At 70.2% G+C, this 18,063-nt stretch carries 14 protein-coding genes and 1 pseudogene; 11 read left to right on the forward strand and 4 right to left on the reverse strand.

The window, feature by feature from the left end:
* Positions 1 to 660: LacI family DNA-binding transcriptional regulator (locus tag ABT08_RS12475; RefSeq protein WP_288115161.1), on the reverse strand; the 660-nt coding region annotated here is incomplete at its 3' end.
* A 161-nt stretch (positions 661 to 821) separates the two neighbouring features.
* Between ABT08_RS12475 and ABT08_RS12480 the strand changes: the two genes are divergently transcribed.
* The 10 genes and pseudogenes from ABT08_RS12480 (at position 822) to ABT08_RS12525 (ending at position 12,744) form a co-directional block, all read left to right on the forward strand.
* A complete protein-coding gene (locus ABT08_RS12480) occupies positions 822 to 2,327 on the forward strand; it encodes a sugar ABC transporter ATP-binding protein (RefSeq protein WP_056519733.1) in 1,506 nt (501 codons plus the stop codon).
* Positions 2,324 to 3,346: an ABC transporter permease gene (locus ABT08_RS12485; protein WP_045246461.1), complete on the forward strand. Its 1,023-nt coding sequence runs from the start codon at positions 2,324 to 2,326 to the stop codon at positions 3,344 to 3,346. The genes ABT08_RS12480 and ABT08_RS12485 overlap by 4 nt, the downstream gene beginning before the upstream one ends.
* Positions 3,343 to 4,395 carry an ABC transporter permease gene (locus tag ABT08_RS12490; RefSeq protein ID WP_045246459.1) on the forward strand — a complete coding sequence of 351 codons (1,053 nt, stop codon included), beginning with the start codon at positions 3,343 to 3,345 and terminating at the stop codon, positions 4,393 to 4,395. The genes ABT08_RS12485 and ABT08_RS12490 overlap by 4 nt, the downstream gene beginning before the upstream one ends.
* A 59-nt stretch (positions 4,396 to 4,454) precedes the next feature.
* Positions 4,455 to 5,492 (forward strand): rhamnose ABC transporter substrate-binding protein, encoded by a 1,038-nt coding sequence (rhaS, locus tag ABT08_RS12495; protein WP_045246458.1) that lies wholly within the window; start codon positions 4,455 to 4,457, stop codon positions 5,490 to 5,492.
* A 95-nt stretch (positions 5,493 to 5,587) separates the two neighbouring features.
* Entirely contained in the window at positions 5,588 to 5,938 is a 351-nt protein-coding gene (locus tag ABT08_RS12500) for an L-rhamnose mutarotase (RefSeq protein WP_288115164.1), read from the forward strand.
* A complete protein-coding gene (gene rhaI / locus ABT08_RS12505; RefSeq protein ID WP_045246456.1) occupies positions 5,935 to 7,101 on the forward strand; it encodes an L-rhamnose isomerase in 1,167 nt (388 codons plus the stop codon). The genes ABT08_RS12500 and rhaI overlap by 4 nt, the downstream gene beginning before the upstream one ends.
* An 82-nt stretch (positions 7,102 to 7,183) precedes the next feature.
* The gene (locus ABT08_RS12510; protein WP_056519736.1) at positions 7,184 to 7,933 is read left to right on the forward strand and encodes a DeoR/GlpR family DNA-binding transcription regulator; all 750 of its coding nucleotides are present in this window, start codon (positions 7,184 to 7,186) and stop codon (positions 7,931 to 7,933) included.
* A gap of 53 nt (positions 7,934 to 7,986) precedes the next feature.
* Positions 7,987 to 10,023 carry a bifunctional rhamnulose-1-phosphate aldolase/short-chain dehydrogenase gene (locus tag ABT08_RS12515; protein WP_056209838.1) on the forward strand — a complete coding sequence of 679 codons (2,037 nt, stop codon included), beginning with the start codon at positions 7,987 to 7,989 and terminating at the stop codon, positions 10,021 to 10,023.
* Positions 10,020 to 11,465, forward strand: coding sequence for a rhamnulokinase (locus ABT08_RS12520; protein WP_273204307.1), 1,446 nt, complete (start codon positions 10,020 to 10,022; stop codon positions 11,463 to 11,465). The genes ABT08_RS12515 and ABT08_RS12520 overlap by 4 nt, the downstream gene beginning before the upstream one ends.
* Before the next feature lie 8 nt (positions 11,466 to 11,473).
* Positions 11,474 to 12,744 (forward strand): annotated as a pseudogene (locus tag ABT08_RS12525) (alpha-hydroxy acid oxidase).
* On the opposite strand, the gene ABT08_RS12530 reads toward ABT08_RS12525, so the two are convergent.
* From ABT08_RS12530 to ABT08_RS12540, 3 genes are read right to left on the reverse strand one after another with little or no spacing between them, the layout of a single operon-like run.
* Positions 12,728 to 13,573: a transglutaminase family protein gene (locus tag ABT08_RS12530; RefSeq protein WP_056209833.1), complete on the reverse strand. Its 846-nt coding sequence runs from the start codon at positions 13,571 to 13,573 to the stop codon at positions 12,728 to 12,730. The pseudogene ABT08_RS12525 and the gene ABT08_RS12530 sit on opposite strands and share 17 nt — an antisense overlap.
* Positions 13,570 to 14,502, reverse strand: a complete 933-nt coding sequence (locus ABT08_RS12535; protein ID WP_045246489.1) for an alpha-E domain-containing protein — start codon at positions 14,500 to 14,502, stop codon at positions 13,570 to 13,572. Before ABT08_RS12535 ends, ABT08_RS12530 begins: the two co-directional genes overlap by 4 nt.
* Positions 14,496 to 16,262 (reverse strand): circularly permuted type 2 ATP-grasp protein, encoded by a 1,767-nt coding sequence (locus ABT08_RS12540; protein ID WP_056519742.1) that lies wholly within the window; start codon positions 16,260 to 16,262, stop codon positions 14,496 to 14,498. Before ABT08_RS12540 ends, ABT08_RS12535 begins: the two co-directional genes overlap by 7 nt.
* A 149-nt stretch (positions 16,263 to 16,411) precedes the next feature.
* Between ABT08_RS12540 and ABT08_RS12545 the strand changes: the two genes are divergently transcribed.
* Positions 16,412 to 17,959: a molybdopterin-dependent oxidoreductase gene (locus ABT08_RS12545; RefSeq protein WP_288115163.1), complete on the forward strand. Its 1,548-nt coding sequence runs from the start codon at positions 16,412 to 16,414 to the stop codon at positions 17,957 to 17,959.
* Positions 17,960 to 18,063 lie beyond the last annotated feature (104 nt).

The raw sequence follows: 18,063 nt of genomic DNA on the forward strand, positions 1-18,063 counted from the left end.
GGTGAGCGCCCGCGTGCCGACGAACTCGAGCGACGCTCCGCCGTGTGCGGCGACGGCGCCCTGAGCGCCCTCGAGACGATCGGCGACCTGACGGATCGAGACCGGTCCGCCCACGAACATCAGTCGACGGCGCCCCACGTCCAGCAGATGGGATGCCGCGAGGGTGCCGCCTGCGAGGTCGTCGACGGCGACGGACGCGAACGAGCCGTCGCGCGATTCGCGGTCGACGAGCACGGTCGGCGTGCCGCGGTCGCGCACGGCACGGAGCTTGGGAACGCTGTCGTACACGGGGGTCACCAGCATGCCGAACACCCGCTGTTCCTCGAACAGCTCGACGTGCCGGTCCTCGCGATCCTGCTTCTCATCGCTGTTGGCCATGAGCACGGTGAGGTCGTCGGTGGATGCGCGCTCCTCCGCACCGCGGGCGACCTCGGTGAAGAACGGGTTGCGCATGTCGAGCACGACCAGGCCGATGCTGCGGCTGCGACCCGCGCGCAGTTGGCGGGCGGCGTCGTTGCGCACGAACCCGAGGAGGTCGATGGCGCGGTGCACGCGGGCCACCGTCTCCGCCGACACCTTGTCGGGGCGGTTGAGCACGTTGGAGACGGTGCCGACGGACACCCCGGCGGCTTCGGCGACGTCGCGCACGCTGACGGCCACAGCTCTCCTCCTCACGTCCTCGGGCGGTGAGAGTGAAACGAATCAATAACGCCGGAAGACTACGGGCAAATTCGCCTTGACACCATCCTGACGAGGCCCTAACGTCGTTCCGGCAGGGATTGAAACGATTCACTCCCTCAATGGAGAGGGTGAGTTATCTCATGACCGACAGCCCCGTGCTGGAACTGCGGGACGTGCAGAAGTCCTTCGGCTCCGTCGTCGCACTGCGCTCCGGGACGATCTCCGTCGACGGCGGATCGATCCACGCCCTCGTGGGTGAGAACGGTGCCGGCAAGTCGACGCTCGTCAAGATCGTCGCCGGCCTCTACCAGCGCGACGCCGGCGTGTTCCGCCTCCGCGGCGAGGCGGTCGACTTCTCGTCGACCGCCCAGTCGAAGGCGGCGGGCGTCGCGGTCATCTACCAGGAGCCCACGCTCTTCCCCGATCTCTCGGTGACCGAGAACATCTTCATGGGGCGCCAGCCGACCAGCCGATTCGGCCGCATCGACCGCAAGGCGATGCGCCACGAGGTGGAGCGCCTCTTCACCCGACTCGGCGTGCTGATCGATCCCGATCGGCCGGCCGAGGGTCTCTCCATCGCCGACCAGCAGGTCATCGAGATCGCCAAGGCCGTCTCCCTCGACGCGTCGCTGCTGATCATGGACGAGCCGACGGCCGCCCTGTCGGGCATCGAGGTCGAGCGCCTGTTCACGATCGCGCGCAGCCTGCGCGACGAGGGGCGCGCGCTCATCTTCATCTCCCACCGATTCGACGAGGTCTTCGCACTCTGCGACACCGTCACCGTCATGCGCGACGGCGCCTACATCGCGACCAGCGCGATCGCCGACACCACCGTCGACGCGATCGTTCGTCAGATGGTGGGACGTGAGATCACCGAGCTGTTCCCCAAGCAGCCCGCCGAGATCGGCGAGCCGCTGCTCGAGGTGGAGCATCTCACCAGCCCCGGCGTCTTCCAGGACATCTCGTTCACAGTGCGCGCCGGCGAGATCGTCGGCCTCGCCGGCCTCGTGGGTGCCGGGCGCAGCGAAGTCGCCCGTGCCGTGTTCGGCGTGGACCCGTACTCCGCCGGCACCGTGAAGCTCAAGGGCAAGATCGTGCCCTCGGGCCGCCCGACGGCGGCCATGCGTGCCGGCCTCGCCCTCGTCCCCGAAGACCGCCGCAAGCAGGGACTCGTCGTCGAGTCGGGCGTCGGACAGAACATCACGCTCGCCATCCGCCGCCGGCTCACGAAGTTCGGACTGCTCACTCAGCGTGCCGAGAACCGTGCCGCACGCGAATGGGCGTCGCGCCTCGAGGTGAAGACCCACGCCCTCGACACCGTCGCCGCGACCTTGTCGGGCGGCAACCAGCAGAAGGTCGTGCTCGCGAAGTGGCTCGCCACCGAGCCCACCGTGCTCATCATCGACGAGCCCACGCGCGGCATCGACGTCGGCACGAAGTCCGAAGTGCACCGCCTTCTCTCCGAGCTCGCCGGCCGCGGCATGGGCATCCTCATGATCTCGTCCGAGCTTCCCGAGGTGCTCGGCATGGCCGACCGCGTGCTTGTCATGCGCGAGGGTCGCCTCACCGCCGACATCGCCCGCGCCGAGGCCACCTCGGAGAACGTCATGCACGCCGCCACCCACGCTCCGGAGCACGCCCGATGACCACCACCAACATCCCCGTCTCGGCCGTGTCGAGGACGATCGGTCGCCTCGGTCGCGCACGTGAGTTCGGCATCCTGCTCGCCATCGTGCTCGTGGTCGCCGCCGGCACGGTGAAGAACCCCAGCTTCCTGTTCAGCTCCGACGGCTGGCGCGACCTGCTCCTCACCCCGTCGATCCTGCTGCTCGTCGCCGTCGGACAGGCGATCGTGATCATCACGCGCAACGTCGACCTCTCGGTGGGCTCCGTGATCGGTCTCACCGCGTATCTCACCGGCCGGCTGTTCAGCGACATCCCCGGAATCCCGATTCCGCTCGTCGTGCTGATCGCCGTCGCGGCGGGCGCGGTTCTCGGACTCGTCAACGGAGCTCTCGTCGCCTTCGGCAAGGTTCCCGCGATGGTGATCACGCTGGGCACGCTCTACGCCTACCGCGGCATCGGCGTCGTCTGGGCGGGCAGCAACCGCGTGAACGCCTCCGACATGCCGAGCTCGTTCCTCGGGCTCGGCACCGGGCAGATCCTCACGATCCCGATCCTCACGATCGTCGCGGTCGTCGTCCTCGCGATCGCCGCGTGGTACCTGCGCAACACCCGGGGCGGGCGCGAGTTCTACGCCATCGGCTCCGACCCCGCAGCCGCGCACCTGTACGGACTCCGGGTGACCCGTCGCATCCTCACCGCCTTCATCCTCTCGGGAGCACTCGCCGGCCTCGCGGGCGTCTTCTACGCCGCGCGCTACGGCACCGTCGACTCCCAGGCCGGCACCGGCTGGGAACTCCAGGCTGTCGGCGCCGCGGTCGTCGGTGGCGTCGCGATCGTCGGCGGTGTCGGCACCGTATGGGGTGCCGCCCTCGGCGCCGTGCTGCTGCTGACCATCAACCGTGCGCTTCCGGTGCTCGGCATCCCCGACTTCTGGCAGCAGGCCGTCGTCGGCGTCCTCATCATCGGCGCGATCGTGCTCGACCGCGTCCTGGCCGTGCGACAGAAACGGCGTCTCATCGAAACGAGGGACCAGGCATGACCGCCCCCACCACCACTGCCACCGTGCGGGTCGTGAAGAACTACGACAAGCCGTTCTGGCGCCGCGTGCTGCTCTCGCGTGAGACGGCGATCGTCGTGCTCCTGATCGCCGTGGCGATCGTGTCGGCCTCGACCGTGCGCGGGTTCAACCAGCCGCTCACCCTCACCTTCCTCCTGCTCGACGTCGCGCCGATCCTTCTGATCGCACTGCCGATGACCCTCATCATGATCACCGGCGAGATCGACCTGTCGGTGGGAAGCATGGTGGGTCTGTCGAGTGTGACGACCGGAGTGCTCGTGCAGGCGGGGGCCCCGTTCGGGGTCGCCGCCCTCGCGGCGCTCCTCGTCGGCGTCATCGGTGGCGCGATCAACGGCTTCCTCGTCACCGTCGTCGGGCTCCCCTCCCTCGCCGTGACGATCGGAACCCTCGCGCTGTTCCGAGGTCTTGCGGTCGGCCTACTGGGCACCACCGCCGTCACGAGCTTCCCCGTCGAGTGGACAGCGCTCGCGAAGGCGAAGATCGCGGGCACCGCGATCCCGTACATCATCGTGCCGTTCCTCGTGCTCCTGGTGATCTTCGCGCTGCTGCTGCACTTCACCCCCTTCGGTCGCGGCGTCTACGCGATCGGCCTCTCGAAGGACGCCGCCCGATTCTCGGGCGTGCACGTGGAGCGCACGAAGTTCGTGCTGTTCGTGCTCGCGGGCGTCGTCTCGGCCTTCGCGGGGATCTTCTACACGCTGCGCTTCGGCAGTGCGCGCGGCGACAACGCCACCGGGCTCGAGCTGCAGGTCATCGCCGCGGTCGTGCTCGGCGGGGTGTCGGTGTTCGGCGGTCGTGGCCAGCTGTACGGCGTCATCGCCGCCGTGCTGCTGATCGGCACGCTCTCCAGCGCCCTGCGCCTCGTGAACGTCACCTCCGACGTCATCAACATCATCACCGGCACGCTGCTCGTGCTCTCGGTGATCGGCGCGAGCGTGCTCGCGTTCCTCCAGTCCCGGCGCCGCCGACCGGCGCCGACACCCACCGTGGCGGCCTCCGCAGCTTCATGAGCCCGCACGACCAGCCGACGACGTCCCGTCGCGGCGCCACCCATGAAAGGAAACGAACAATGACGTTTGCACCCAAGCGCGTCCTGGCCCTCGCGGCTGTGGCCGTGACGGCGGCGCTGGCCCTCACGGCCTGTGCCGACACCGGCTCGTCGTCGCCGACCAGCGGCTCGAGCGGCGGCAGCGGCAACCTGTCGATCACGTTCCTGCCGAAGAACCTCGGCAACCCGTACTTCGACACCTCGGCGAAGGGCGGCCAGGCCGCGGTCGCCGAGTTCGGCGGCACCTTCAACCAGGTCGGCCCCGCGCAGGCCTCGCCCGATGGTCAGGTCAGCTACATCAACACGGCCACGCAGCAGGGCGTGGGAGCGCTCGTCGTCTCGGCGAACGACCCGAAGGCCATCTGCGACTCGCTCAACCAGGCCCGCTCCGCGGGCGTCAAGGTCGTCACCTTCGACTCGGACACCGAGACCTCGTGCCGCGACATCTTCGTCAACCAGGCGACGTCCGACGGCATCGCCAAGGTGCAGGTCGACCTGATCGCGAAGCAGATCGGCGACTCGGGTGAGATCGCGATCCTCTCGGCCGCGGCGAACGCGACCAACCAGAACGCGTGGATCGACAAGATGAAGGCGCTGCTGGCCAGCGACCACCCGAACATCAAGCTCGTCGATGTCGTCTACGGCAACGACGACGACCAGACCTCGTTCGACAAGACCGCCGCTCTGCTCCAGGCCCACCCGAACCTGAAGGGCATCATCTCGCCCACGACGGTCGGTATCGCCGCCGCGGCTCGCTACCTGTCGACGTCCGCCTACAAGGGCAAGGTCGCGCTGACCGGTCTCGGCACCCCGAACCAGATGCGGGCCTACATCAAGGACGGCACCGTCACCTCGTTCGCACTGTGGAACCCCGAGGACCTCGGCTACCTCGCGGCCTACGCCGCCGAGGCGCTCATCAAGGGCGAGATCACGGGCAAGCAGGGCGACACCTTCACCGCCGGCAAGCTCGGCAAGTTCACGGTCGGCGCCGACGGCACCGTGCTGCTGGGCGACCCGTTCGTGTTCGACGCCAGCAACATCGACAACTTCAACTTCTGATCTTGTCTCCCCTCCCGGCCGTGTAGAGAAAGCGCGGCAGCAGCAGCCTGTCTGGCTGTTTCAGCGCGCGCAGGCCCGGTACGAACAGGGCGGGTATCGACCCCGCGCGCCTCGACGACTACCTCGCACGGCACTCCCCCGTCTGGCCGGAGATGCTCGCCGAGATCGCGGCATCCGGTCGTCGCAACTACTCGCTCTTCCTCGGTGAGGGCGGCAGGCTCGTCGGCTACTACGAGGTCGACGACGACGTGGCCGCGCAGGCGTACCTCGCGGCATCCGAGATCGCCACCCGCTGGGAAGCGGAGATGGCCCCCTTCTTCCTCGGTCTCGACGGGCGGCCCGACCAGGCCGCGACCGCACTGACCGAGATCTTCCACCTCGAGGACCAGCTCGCCGAGAGCGGCTCCTCGCCCGTCCCTACGACCGCAGAAAGCCGCGCACAGTGAGCATCCTGACTCCCGCCGTCCGCTCCACTCTCGAGAAGCAGGCCATCGAGCTGCCCAGCTGGGCGTTCGGCAACTCGGGCACCCGTTTCAAGGTGTTCACGACGCCGGGCACCCCGCGCGACCCGTTCGAGAAGATCTCGGATGCCGCGCAGGTGAACCGTCTGACCGGCCTCGCCCCCGCCGTCGCCCTGCACATCCCGTGGGACCTCGTCGACGACTGGAGCGCCCTGCGGGAGCACGCGGCATCCGAGGGCGTGACCCTCGGCACCGTCAACTCCAACACCTTCCAGGACGACGACTACAAGTTCGGCGCCCTCACCCACGAGGACGACCGCATCCGCCGGAAGGCGATCGACCACCACCTCACCTGCATCGACGTCATGCACGAGACGGGGTCGCGCGACCTGAAGATCTGGCTCGCAGAGGGCTCGAACTACCCCGGCCAGAACGACATGCGCGCCCGCCAGGACCGCCTGCAGGACTCGCTGCAGCAGATCTACGCCCACCTCGGCGACGAGCAGCGTCTCGTGCTGGAGTACAAGTTCTTCGAGCCGGCGTTCTATCACACGGATGTCCCGGACTGGGGTACCTCCTACGTGCAGGTCGCGGCGCTCGGCGACAAGGCGATGGTCTGCCTCGACACGGGCCACCACGCGCCCGGCACGAACATCGAGTTCATCGTGATGCAGCTGCTGCGCCTCGGGAAGCTGGGGTCGTTCGACTTCAACTCCCGCTTCTACGCCGACGACGACCTGATCGTGGGCGCCGCCGACCCGTTCCAGCTCTACCGTATCCTCAGCGAGGTCATCCGCGGCGGCGGGCTCGACAACCCCGACGTGGTCTTCATGCTCGACCAGTGCCACAACATCGAGAACAAGATCCTGGGTCAGATCCGCTCGGTGCTGAACGTGCAGGAGATGACCGCGCGTGCGCTGCTCGTCGACCGTGAGGCGCTGGCCGCCGCGCAGACCGCGAACGATGTGCTGGCCGCCCAGGCCGTCTACATGGACGCGTTCTACACCGACGTGCGTCCGGCTCTCGCCGAGTGGCGCGAGGGTCGCGGGCTTCCCGCCGACCCGATGGCCGCCTACCTCGCCTCCGGCTACCAGGCCCGCATCGAGGCCGAGCGCGTCGGCGGCGTGCAGGCCGGCTGGGGCGCCTGACCCACCCAGACCCGTCGGGGAGATCGCACCGCCGATCGCGGTCTCCCCGGCGCACCACACCGAACCGATACGCTCAGGCCCCATGGCTGGATTGCTCGGAGAAGAACGACGGGCGCTTCTGCTCGCCATCCTGCATCGCGATGACGTGATCCGTCTGGAGAGCGCCGCTGACGAGCTCGGCGTCTCGGCGATGACCGTACGCCGAGACCTCGCCGACCTCGCCGCCGAGGGCGCCGTGCGCCGGGTGCGCGGCGGTGCGGTGGCGGCGATCACGCCACGCCCCTTCGAGGAGCGCCGGGCCACGCGCGGCGCTCAGAAGGCCGTGCTGGCCCGCAAGGCCGCCGAGCTCGTCCCCCGCTCGGGGGCGGTGGCGATGGATGCCTCGTCGACGACCGGCGTGCTGCTCGCCCATCTTGCGGAGGCCGACGATCTGCTGGTCGTCAGCAACTCGGTCGAGAACGCCGCCACGGCACGACAGATCGCGGGCGTCAGGTCGATCCTGGTCGGCGGCGAGCGCGAGGACCGCACCGGCAGCTACGTCGGTCCGTTCGCGACGCGCGCCGTGGCCGCGGCGACCTACGCCCGCTTCTTCACCTCGGCGGCGGCGATCGATCTGCGCGGGTCGAGCGAGGTGACGGCCGAGGAGGCCGCCATGAAGTCGGCGTTCGCGGCGGCGGCCGATGAGACGGTGCTGCTGATCGACTCCTCCAAGCTCGGCGATCGTGCGCTGGCGTCCGCGCTCGACTGGTCGCAGATCGATCTGCTCGTGACCGATCTCGCCGCGGACGACACCCGTCTCGATCCGTATCGCCCTCTGGTGCAGATCGTCTGATTTTGTTATCTTTTGTTTGATCTCACAGAAGAGAACACGAACAGGATCACCGAATGTCGAACTCCGCCGCATCCGAGCTCATCGCCCGCAGCAACCGTCTGGGCGCCGACCCCAAGAACACGAACTACGCGGGCGGCAACACGTCCGCCAAGGGGACGGCGACCGACCCCGTCACCGGCGAGCCCGTCGAGCTGCTGTGGGTGAAGGGATCCGGCGGCGATCTCGGCACGCTCACCGAGTCCGGTCTCGCCGTGCTGCGTCTTGACCGCATGCGCGCGCTCACCGAGGTCTACCCGGGCATCGACCGCGAGGACGAGATGGTCGCGGCCTTCGACTACTGCCTGCACGGCAAGGGCGGCGCAGCCCCCTCGATCGACACTGCGATGCACGGCCTCGTCGACGCCCCGCACGTCGACCACCTGCACCCCGACTCGGGCATCGCGATCGCAACGTCCGCCGACGGACCCGCCCTGACCGAGAAGATCTTCGGCGACAAGGTCGTCTGGGTGCCGTGGCGCCGCCCCGGCTTCCAGCTCGGACTCGACATCGCCGCCATCAAGGCCGAGAACCCGCAGGCCATCGGCACGATCCTCGGCGGCCACGGCATCACCGCGTGGGGCGAGACCTCCGACGAGGCCGAGCGCAACTCGCTGTGGATCATCGACACCGCGGCCGCCTACATCGCCGAGCACGGTGCCGCGGAGCCGTTCGGAGCCGTCGTCCCCGGCTACGAGCCGCTGCCGGAGGCCGAGCGCCGCGCGCGCGCCGCCGCCCTCGCCCCGACCATCCGCGGCCTCGCCTCGACCGACCGGGTCGTCGTCGGCCACTTCACCGACAGCGAGCCGGTGCTCGACTTCCTCTCGCGCGAGAAGCTCCTCCCCCTCGCCGGTCTCGGCACGAGCTGCCCCGACCACTTCCTGCGCACGAAGGTCAAGCCGCTCGTGCTTGACCTTCCGGCCACCGCGACGCTCGAGGAGCAGCTGGCCCGCCTCGCCGAGCTGCACGTCGAGTACCGCGCCGACTACCAGGCGTACTACGACGCGCACGCGACATCCGAGTCGCCCGCCATCCGCGGCGCCGACCCGCTCATCGTGCTCGTGCCGGGTGTCGGCATGTTCAGCTACGGAGCGAACAAGCAGACGGCCCGCGTCGCCGGCGAGTTCTACGTCAACGCGATCGGCGTGATGCGCGGCGCCGAGGCCCTCTCGACCTACACCCCCATCTCCGACGCGGAGAAGTTCCGCATCGAATACTGGGCGCTCGAGGAGGCCAAGCTGCAGCGCCTGCCGAAGCCGAAGACCCACCAGGGCCGCATCGCGTTCGTCACGGGAGCGGCGTCGGGCATCGGCAAGGCCATCGCGACCCGTCTCGCCGCCGAGGGCGCCTGCGTCGTGGTCGCGGACCTCGACCTCGAGAAGGCGCAGGCCGCCGCCGCCGAGCTCGGTGGATCGGATGTCGCGATCGGCGTCGCCGCCAACGTCGCCGACGGCGCCGCCGTGCAGGACGCCATCGATGCCGCCGTGCTCGCCTTCGGCGGCATCGACCTCATCGTCAACAACGCCGGCCTGTCGCTCTCGAAGCCGCTGCTGGAGACCACCGAGAAGGACTGGGACCTGCAGCACGACGTGATGGCCAAGGGCTCGTTCCTCGTGTCGAAGGCGGCCGCGAAGGCGCTCATCGACCAGAAGCTCGGCGGCGACATCATCTACATCTCCTCGAAGAACAGCGTGTTCGCCGGTCCGAACAACATCGCCTACTCGGCGACCAAGGCCGATCAGGCCCACCAGGTGCGCCTGCTCGCCGTCGAGCTCGGTGAGCACGGCGTACGGGTCAACGGCATCAACCCCGACGGCGTCGTGCGCGGCTCCGGCATCTTCGCCTCGGGCTGGGGCGCCAACCGCGCCGCGACCTACGGGGTCAAGGAGGAGGACCTCGGCCAGTTCTACGCGAACCGCACGATCCTCAAGCGCGAGGTCGTGCCCGAGAACGTCGCCGACGCGGTGTACGTGCTCACCGGCCCCGAACTCAGCCGCACCACCGGTCTCCACATCCCCGTCGACTCGGGCGTCGCCGCGGCGTTCCTGCGATGACGTCAGCGGTCTCCGGCGGCCACGTCGCCGCCATCGACCTCGGCGCCACGAGCGGCCGGGTCGTGCTCGCGCACGTGAGCGGGAGCGAGCTGCGGGCCGAGACCGTGGCGCGCTTCCCGAACACCCCGGTGCGCACGCCCGACGGGCTGCACTGGGACGTGCTCGGGCTGTACGGGGCGGCCGTGCGCGGCCTCGGCGATGCGTTCCGGCAGGCGCCGGGCATCGCCTCCATCGGCATCGACTCCTGGGCGGTCGACTACGGTCTGCTGCGCAACGGCGTGCTGCTCGGCAACCCGTACCACTACCGCGACGAGCGCACCGCACGCGGGGTGCTCAGTGTGCACAGCCGGATGCGGCATCCCGATCTCTATCGCCGCAACGGCCTGCAGTTCCTGCCGTTCAACACGCTCTACCAGTTCGCCGCGGAGCGCCGCGACGTGCTCGACCTCGCCGACACCGCGCTGCTCATCCCCGATCTCGTCGCGTACTGGCTGACCGGCCAGGCCCGCACCGAGCTGACGAACGCATCGACCACCGGGCTCCTGCGGGTCGACGACCAGCGTCTCGACGACGACCTGTTCGACCGTCTCGGGCTGCGCCGCTCGCTGCTCGCGCCGCTCATCGCCCCGGGCGAGAGCTACGGCGTGCTGCTGGACGAGGTGCGCGCCGAGATCGGTGCGCCCGGCGCGGTGCCGGTCACGGCGATCGGCTCGCACGACACCGCCTCGGCGGTGGTCGCGGTGCCGATGGCGGATGCCGCGGCATCCGCCTACATCTCGTGCGGCACGTGGGGTCTGGTGGGCCTCGAGCTGCCCTCGCCGGTGGTCACCGACGCCGCCCGGGAGGCCGGCTTCACGAACGAGGGCGGCGTGGACTCCCGCGTGCGGTTCCTGCACAACGTGATGGGCCTGTGGATCCTCAGCGAGACCGTGCGCGGCTGGGAGGCGAAGGAGGGTCATGCGATCGACCTGCCGACGCTGCTCGACTCGGCCGCCGAGGTGCCCGCGGCATCCGTGCCGGTCTTCGACGTCGACGACCCGCGGTTCCTGCGCCCCGGCGACATGCCCGGCCGCATCGACGCGTGGTGCGACGAGCACGGCGTGCGACCGGCGCGCACCCGCGCCGAGTACGCCCGCGCGATCGTCGAGTCGCTCGCCGACGCGTTCGCGCGCAACGTGCACACCGCCGCGCAGCTCGCGGGGGTCGATGTCGCGACGATCCACATCGTCGGCGGCGGCGCCCTGAACACCCTGCTGTGCCAGCGCACGGCGGACCGGTCGGGACTCGTCGTCGAGGCGGGTCCCGTCGAGGCCACCGCGCTCGGTAACGTTCTCGTGCAGGCCCGCGCGGCGGGCTTCGCCGCCGGCTCCCTCGAGGCGCTCCGCGACCTCGTACGGCGCACCCATGCGCCGCTTCGTTACACCCCGACCGCGACCTCCTGAGGAGAGACATGGTTCAGCGTCAGCTTCCCAACCCGGCCGAGCTGCTCGAACTGATGCAGTTCAAGAAGCCGTCCTTCGACCTCAAGAAGCGACGGCTCGAGTCCGCGCTCACGATCGCGGATCTGCGCACGATCGCGAAGCGCCGCACCCCGAAGGCCGCCTTCGACTACACCGACGGCGCGGCCGAGGGCGAGCTCTCGCTCGCCCCGCCCGAGCCCGCCAGGCCTTCGAGGACATCGAGTTCCACCCGCGGGTGCTGCGTCCCGCCGAGTCCGTCGACACGTCGGTCGAGGTGCTCGGCGGGCCGTCCGCCCTGCCGTTCGGCATCGCCCCGACAGGGTTCACGCGCCTGATGCAGACCGAGGGTGAGATCGCCGGCGCCGGAGCGGCCGAGGCCGCCGGCATCCCGTTCACCCTCTCGACCCTCGGCACCACCTCGATCGAGGGAGTGAAGGCGGCGAACCCGACCGGACGCAACTGGTTCCAGCTCTACGTCATGCGCAACCGCGAGATCTCCTACGGCCTCGCCCGACGCGCGGCCGAGGCAGGTTTCGACACCCTCATGTTCACCGTCGACACGCCGGTCGCCGGCGCCCGCCTGCGCGACAAGCGCAACGGGTTTTCGATCCCGCCGCAGCTCACCCTCGGCACGATCGTGAACGCGATCCCGCGCCCGTGGTGGTGGTACGACTTCCTCACGACCCCCAAGCTCGAGTTCGCGTCGCTGTCGACCACGGGCGGCACCGTCGGCGAGCTGCTGGATGCGGCGATGGACCCGACGATCTCGTACGACGACCTGGCGGTCATCCGTGAGATCTGGCCGGGGAAGATCGTCGTGAAGGGCGTGCAGAACGTCGAGGACTCGGTTCGCCTCGTCGACCTCGGCGTCGACGGCATCGTGCTCTCCAACCACGGCGGCCGTCAGCTCGACCGCGCTCCCGTGCCGTTCCACCTGCTGCCGCAGGTCGTGCGCGAGGTCGGCCGCGATGCGACCGTCATGGTCGACACGGGCATCATGAACGGCGCGGACATCGTGGCATCCGTCGCCCTCGGCGCGAGGTTCACGCTCATCGGCCGCGCCTACCTCTACGGCCTCATGGCCGGCGGACGCGCGGGCGTCGACCGCACGATCCAGATCCTGCGCACCGAGATCGAGCGCACCATGAAGCTGCTCGGCGTCTCGACGCTCGCGGAGCTCGAGCCGGCGCACGTCACCCAGCTCCACCGCCTCACCCGCGGTCAGGCGGGCGCGGAGGTGCCGGTCACGCCTCGCGCGTAATCGTCACCTTCACCGACAGCTGCGAGGCGTGGCCACCCGCGTACACGCCTCGCAGCGGCGGCACGTCGTTGTAGTCGCGCCCCCGGCCGACCAGCACGTGCCGATCGCCGATCTCGATGTTGTTGGTCGGGTCGAAGCCCTGCCAGTCGCCGGCGAACCACTCGACCCAGGCGTGTGACTCGCCGGCGACGGCGACGCCGATCTCGGCGTTGGCTTTGGGGTGCAGGTAGCCCGACACGTACCGCGCGGGAATACCCACCGACCGCAGGGCTCCGATCGCGATGTGGGCCATGTCCTGGCAGACGCCCTTGCGTGCGACCCACGCGTCGGCGGCCGTGGAGTGCACGCCGGTCACGCCGTAGACGTACTCGACGGCGTCGCCGATGGCCGCGGTGATCTCGTGCGCGGCCTCGCCCGGGTCGTCGTGGCGGCCGGCGATGGTGGCCGCGATCTCGGCCACCTCGGGGTGGGGCCGGGTGCGGTCGGTCACGGTGAGCTGCTCGACCGTCTCGATCTGCCGCGACGCCTCGACATGCAGGCGCTCCCACGTGATGCCCGCGTGCTCGATCGGGCGGGGACGCACCTCGACGAGCGAGCGGGCGGTGACCCGCAGAGACGGATGCCGCGACTGCACGTCGAAGCTCGACACCCGCGTGCCGAAGTAGTCGATGTACGAGTTGATGGATGTCGCGGGGTCGATCTCCAGCGACGAGCTCAGCACGAACTGACTGTCGGTCGTGCCGGGGAGCATGCGGGCCTCGTTGTACGACGCGGCGACCTCGCCGCCGTAGCTGAAGCCGGTGATGTGCTCGATGCGTAGGCGCTTCACGGGGTGTCTCCGATCCAGCTGGGCTCGGCCTGCGTCGGGAAGAAGCGCTGGCGGATCGCGTCGGATGCCTCGCGGGTGACCCGCTGCACTCCCCGCATGTGCTCGGGTAGCTCGGCGAGGATCTCGGCGATGGGGCTGTACTCGAGGTCGTTGCGGATGCGTCCGAGAGCCCGCAGCACGGGGTTCGAGACGCCGACGCGGTCCTCGCGCGGGTCGATCGCGCTGACGCACTCCTCGGCGCGCAGGATCGAGTAGATGATCGATCGCGGGAAGAGCCGGTCGAGCAGCAGGAACTCGGCCGCATTGCGGGCGCTCGGCATGCCGCGGTAGGTGCGCAGGTAGGCCTCGTAGGCGCCGCAGGAGCGCAGGATGGTCGTCCAGGACGGACCCGACGCCTCGGTCAGCGACCGGGTCGCGAGCAGCCGCGCGGTCATGTCGGCGCGTTCGATGCTGCGACCCAGCGTGAAGAACTGCCACGCCTCATCGCGGCTCGTCGAGGAGTCGACGACGCCCACGGCGAGCGCCGAGCGCTCGCGCACCCACTGGAAGAACTCGTGCACTTTCTCGGTCTGCAGCCGCCGCGGCATCCGGGCATTGGTGGTGTTGAGGCACTCCCACAGCTCGGTCGAGACGATCTCGCGTGCGCGTCGGGCGTTCTCGCGCGCCGCGTTGAGCGAATAGACGATGCTCGACGGGTTGGCCCGGTCGACGGCGAGGCGGGCGAGCACGTCCTCGCGGGTGACGGGCGCGGCGGTGTCGGCGGGGAACGAGCCCATCACGGCCAGCAGCGACCGGCAGGCGGTGTCCTCGTCGATCCAGGGATCCTCGAGCAGCAGCTGCAGGTGCACGTCGAGGATGCGCGCGGTGCCGTCGGCGCGTTCGACGTAGCGGCCGATCCAGAACAGGCTCTCGGCGATGCGGCTCAGCAGCATGACGCGCCCCCTTCGGCGCAGGCGCGCGCCTGCTGCTGTTGCTCCTGCTGCTCCTGCGTGGTGCGCGGGCGGTCCTGGGGCGAGTGGGTGACCTCGGGGCCGTTCTCGGGAGCGGATGCCGCGCTGCTCGGTGCGCTCGCCACGCTCACGCTCGGCGCGACGGCGCGACCCGCGGCATCCGTCGGGATCACCGGCAGCGCCTGCGTGACGGTCGACGCCTGATCGGCGACGAGGCCCGCGAGTCCCTGGCCCTGGCCGTACTCGACGTGGGAGGGTGCGGCTCCGCCGACGACCCAGGTGTCCTTCGATCCGCCGCCCTGGCTGGAGTTGACGACGAGCTGGCCTTCGGGCAGCGCCACGCGGGTGAGACCGCCGGGGAGCACCCAGATGTCGTCACCGTCGTTGACGGCGAACGGGCGCAGGTCGGCGTGGCGGGGGCGCATGCCGTCCTCCACGAGCGTCGGGATGGTCGAGAGCATCACGACCGGCTGCGCGATCCAGCCGCGCGGGTCGGCGATGAGGGTCTTGCGCAGCGTCTCGAGCTGGGCCTTCGAGGCATCCGGCCCGACGACGAGTCCCTTGCCGCCGGAGCCGTCGACGGGCTTGACCACGAGCTCGTCGAGGCGGTCGAGCACCTCTTCGAGCGCTCCCGCGTCCTCGAGCCGCCACGTGTCGACGATCGGGAGCAGCGGCTCCTCGGACAGGTAGTAGCGGATGAGGTCCGGCGTGTAGGTGTAGAGCAGCTTGTCGTCGGCGACGCCGTTGCCGACCGCGTTCGCGATCGTCACGTTGCCCAGGCGGGCCGCCAGCATGAGGCCGGGTGCGCCCAGCATCGAGTCGGCGCGGAACTGCAGCGGGTCGAGGAAGTCGTCGTCGACGCGGCGGTAGATCACGTCGACCCGACGGGCGCCGCGGGTCGTGCGCATGAACACCTTGCCGCCGATGCACTGCAGGTCACGGCCCTCGACGAGCTCGACTCCCATGAGGCGGGCGAGCAGCGTGTGCTCGAAGTAGGCCGAGTTGTACACACCCGGGGTCAGCACGACCACGTTGGGGTCCTCGATACCGGCAGGCGCCGAGGCGCGCAGTGCCGCCAGCAGCCGGTTCGGGTAGTCGCCCACCGGGCGCACGCGCATCGACACGAACAGCTCCGGCAGGGTCTGCGCCATGACCCGACGGTTCGAGATGACGTAGCTGACGCCCGACGGCACCCGCACGTTGTCCTCGAGCACGCGCATCTTGCCGTTCTCGTCGCGGATGAGGTCGATGCCCGAGACCTGGATGCGCACGCCGTTCGCGGCGTGGATGCCATAGGCCTGCCGATAGAAGTACTGGCTCGAGGCGATGAGCTTCGCCGGGATCACCCCGTCGCGCACGCAGTTCTGCCGGCCGTAGGCGTCGTCGAGGAACGCCTCCAGCGCCCGCACGCGCTGCTTCACGCCCGCTTCGATCTCCGACCACTCCGCGTAGTCGATGACCCGCGGCACGGCGTCGAGCGGGAAGGGCCGCTCCTCGCCCGCGAAGTCGAAGGTGACACCCTGCGCGAGGTACGAGTTCGCGAGCGACTCGGTGCGTCCGCGCAGCTCGTCCTGCGTCATGCGCGCCAGTGCCTGGTGCAGCTCCCGGTAGGTCTGCCGCGAAGCCACGGCGTCGCCGGTGTGCTCGGGGTGGCCGAACATCTCGTCGAACGCGGGGAGGCCCTGCGACGTCTTTCGCGGGGCGAGAGTGGAGCCGTAGCCGTCGAACAGGTCGCCCATGCACTCACCCTAGTCGGGGGCATGTTGCGCGAGTGTTACCGATGCACGGCGGTGCCGACACGGGCGGATGCCGCGGCGCAACCTGCGCGTTCCGCCAGCATCCGCGCGATCCGGGCCGTGCACCGTGGCGGCGGTCGTAGGCTCGGCGCGTGAGCGAATCCCCCCACGCGACACGACGCCGCGAGGCCGCACGGGCGGCGCTCGCGGGGGTCGTCGCGGGAGTGGCGGCATCCGGTGTCGGCGAGCTCGTCGCGGGACTCGCGGCGCCCGGTGCGAGCCCGTTCGCCGCCGTCGGGTCGTTCCTCATCGACATCGCGCCGCCGTGGGCGAAGGACGCCACGATCTCGTTGTTCGGCACCGGCGACAAGGCGGCACTGCTCACGCTCGTCGGCATCGTCGCCGCGATCGTCGCGGCCGCCGCCGGGGTGCTCGAGCTGCGCTGGCGCGGGGTCGGGCAGGCGCTGTTCGGTCTCGCCGGACTCGCCGGCATCGCGGCCGCCATGACGAGAGCGGATGCCGCGACCCTCTCCTTCCTGCCGTCGGCCGTCGCCGGGGCCGTGGGCGTGATCGCCCTGCGGCTGCTGGTCGCGCGGATCCCCCGCGGCATCCCCCCGCTCGAGGGCCCGCTGCCGACGCGTCGCGACTTCCTCGTCTGGAGCGGCGCGACCGCCGTCGTCGGCCTCGCCGCCCTGCTCGGAAGCGTGGCCGTTCAGGCCGGCAGCCGCGCGGTCACCGCCGTGCGGCGGGCGATCACGCTCCCCACACCTGTCTCGACCGTGGCCGTCCCCGCGGGCGCCGAGCTCGGACTGTCGGGCCTGTCCCCCGTCATCACGCCGAACGCCGACTTCTACCGCATCGACACGGCGCTCGTCGTGCCGCAGGTCGATCCGTCGACGTGGCAGCTGCGCATCCACGGACTCGTCGACCAGGAGGTCGTCATCACCTGGGACGAGCTGCTCGCGCTCCCGCTCGCCGAGAGCGTCGCAACCCTCACCTGCGTCTCGAACGAGGTGGGCGGCGACCTCATCGGCAACGCCGTGTGGCTCGGATATCCGATCCGCGAGCTGCTCGCCCGCGCGAAGCCCCAGTCGAGCGCCGACATGGTGCTGTCGATGTCGGTCGACGGCTTCACCGCCTCGACCCCGCTCGAGACGCTCACCGACCCGAACCGCGAGGCGATCCTCGCCGTCGCGATGAACGGCGAGCCGTTGCCGATCGAGCACGGGTTCCCGGTGCGGATGGTGGTGCCCGGCCTCTATGGCTACGTGTCGGCGACCAAGTGGGTCACCGACCTCGAGGTCACACGGTTCGCCGACGCCACCGCCTACTGGACCGACCGGGGATGGTCGGACCACGGCCCGGTGAAGCTCGAGTCCCGCATCGACGTGCCCCGCGCGGGCGCGCAGGTGACGGCGGGCGAGACCGTCATCGCGGGGGTGGCCTGGCAGCAGCACGTCGGCGTGAAGGGGGTCGAGGTGCAGGTCGACGACGGACCGTGGACCCCCGCGACCCTCGCCTCGGCGATCAGCGCCGACACGTGGGTGCAGTGGAGCGTGCCGTGGGCCGCGGCATCCGGCTCTCACACGGTGCGCTGCCGCGCGACGAGCGCGACCGGTGAAGTGCAGACCGTCACCGAGGCGCCCCCCGCGCCCGACGGCGCGACCGGCTGGCACACGATCCAGGTGCAGGTGGCGTAGCGCGCGCGTCTCACCCTTCCCCCCTCTCTCCTCTTCCCCCTCCCCCCTCCCCCTCTCCCCCTCTCCCTTTCCCTTCGCCGAATCCACTCCCCGCCGCCGAATCC

It is taken from the genome of Microbacterium sp. SCN 71-21, assembly GCF_001725695.1.
Lineage (GTDB): Bacteria > Actinomycetota > Actinomycetes > Actinomycetales > Microbacteriaceae > Microbacterium > Microbacterium ginsengisoli.